The organism is Peribacillus sp. P4_D6 (genome assembly GCF_056401795.1).
Genome location: NZ_JBFUIQ010000307.1, coordinates 1 through 1,697 on the forward strand (window position 1 = coordinate 1; position 1,697 = coordinate 1,697).

Sequence of the window (1,697 nt, forward strand, 5' to 3'; positions counted from 1 at the left end):
TCTACTTTTAAACAGAGTATTGAAATTCTGGTTTTTATTAGTAAATTGAGCGTACGCTTCGCTAAAACTAATGGAAATCATTAGCTATTTTCTCCACTATGTGATGCACAATAGATCTCTGCGAAACTTATGATGACGTACCCTCCCATGTCTCTTAGCGTCATTTGCGCTTACATTCCTTCGTTCGGTCTATTCATAAGGCAGAGGCCTGCTAAGCTGCCCCGGGGACTCTTGGTCTTAGTTTAGTAATGTTGCTGGCTTCTCCGTGTCATCCTTCTTGTTATAAATCGATAGTTAGAAATGCTTACGCTGCCTCTGAGAGGCAGTAGAGATCCTTTATCATATTCTGCTCATTAAAATGGACTTTCTTTTTACAAATACCATGCAATACTTTCAACAATTTACCGCAGAGTACCACCATCGATTGCTTTCCGCGCAAGGGATTTTGTTGGCGTGTTGTGTAATATTCATGAAGCTGTTTAAACCCCTTGTTGTGACGAATGAGTGGTACTATTACTTTGAAAAGAATATATCTAAGTCGCTTTCTTCCTCGTTTGGAGATATGTTTTTGTCCCTTATGCTGACCAGATGAGTTTTCACGTAATGTTAATCCCGCTAGTTTAATCAATTGGCGTGGATTTTCATAAAGTGAAAAGCTTCCAACTTCTGAAAGCAAATCAACAATGGTTGCATCTCCTAATCCTGGAACTGAAGCCAGCAGCTCATATTCCATAGTTGTTTGGGCCATTTCGGATAATTGACTATTCACAGATTCAATTTCGTTTTCTAGTAAGCGATACTGACGCAGGAGCGTGGCAATTTCATGTCGGGCCATCTGTGTCCCTTCTGTCAGTCCAATKGARTTCGTCGCTGCTTCAATGAGTAGTTTTGCTTTTGGTAGCTGTGGAGCTCTCATTCCCTTTACCTTACGGTAAAGAAAGACAAGCTCCTCAGCACTTTTTCCATCGATATCCTGTGGCAACGGAGYCATTTCCAATGTAGCTAGAGCCATCTTTCCGAAAGCCGGAAAGACTTGAGTAAACTCGGGAAAATAACGATCAAGCCAACGAATGATTCGGTTTTTAATACTCGCTAAATCTTCCGTTAACTTTGAACGAAGAGTAGATCCGATACGAAGTTCTGCTTCTACTTCTTTTAATAAACGTGGATAGCTAAAACGCCCATCTTTCAATAAACGAGCGATGACTAATGCATCTTTTTTATCGTTCTTTGTCGGTAAATTATCGTCCAGTTCTTTCGATCGTTTGACATGCATTGGATTCACCATGACTAGTGGTATGCCGTAATGATCTAAGAAATTGGCTAAGTTCATCCAGTAGTGGCCTGTTGGCTCAATTCCAACAATTACTTCTGTTTTCTTAGCTTCCTTCATCGTTTGACGAATCTTTTCATACAGGTGTTCAAAGCCCTCTTTTGATTGAYGTACTGCGAAGGCTTTTTCTATCACGCGCCCTCGTTCATCAACAAAACAAGCGTAATGAACATGCTTGGCAATATCCATACCAACAACGAGTGTATTTTCAGTAACTTGATTAATTTTTTCATTCCATTTAAACTGCATAGAGAAGTCCTCCTTGTTTGATGCTGAGTCAATGGTCGTTGACACTCATGCATCATACAAGAGGGCTCTTTTTCTTTCAAGACTTCGAACATCCTTCTAACAGGAATGCTGCCCC

At 40.5% G+C, this 1,697-nt stretch carries 1 protein-coding gene; it reads right to left on the minus strand.

From position 1 onward, the window contains the following. Positions 1-304 precede the first annotated feature (304 nt). Positions 305-1,582, minus strand: a complete 1,278-nt coding sequence (locus tag AC1DVB_RS27035; RefSeq protein WP_477591912.1) for an IS110 family RNA-guided transposase — start codon at positions 1,580-1,582, stop codon at positions 305-307. Positions 1,583-1,697 lie beyond the last annotated feature (115 nt).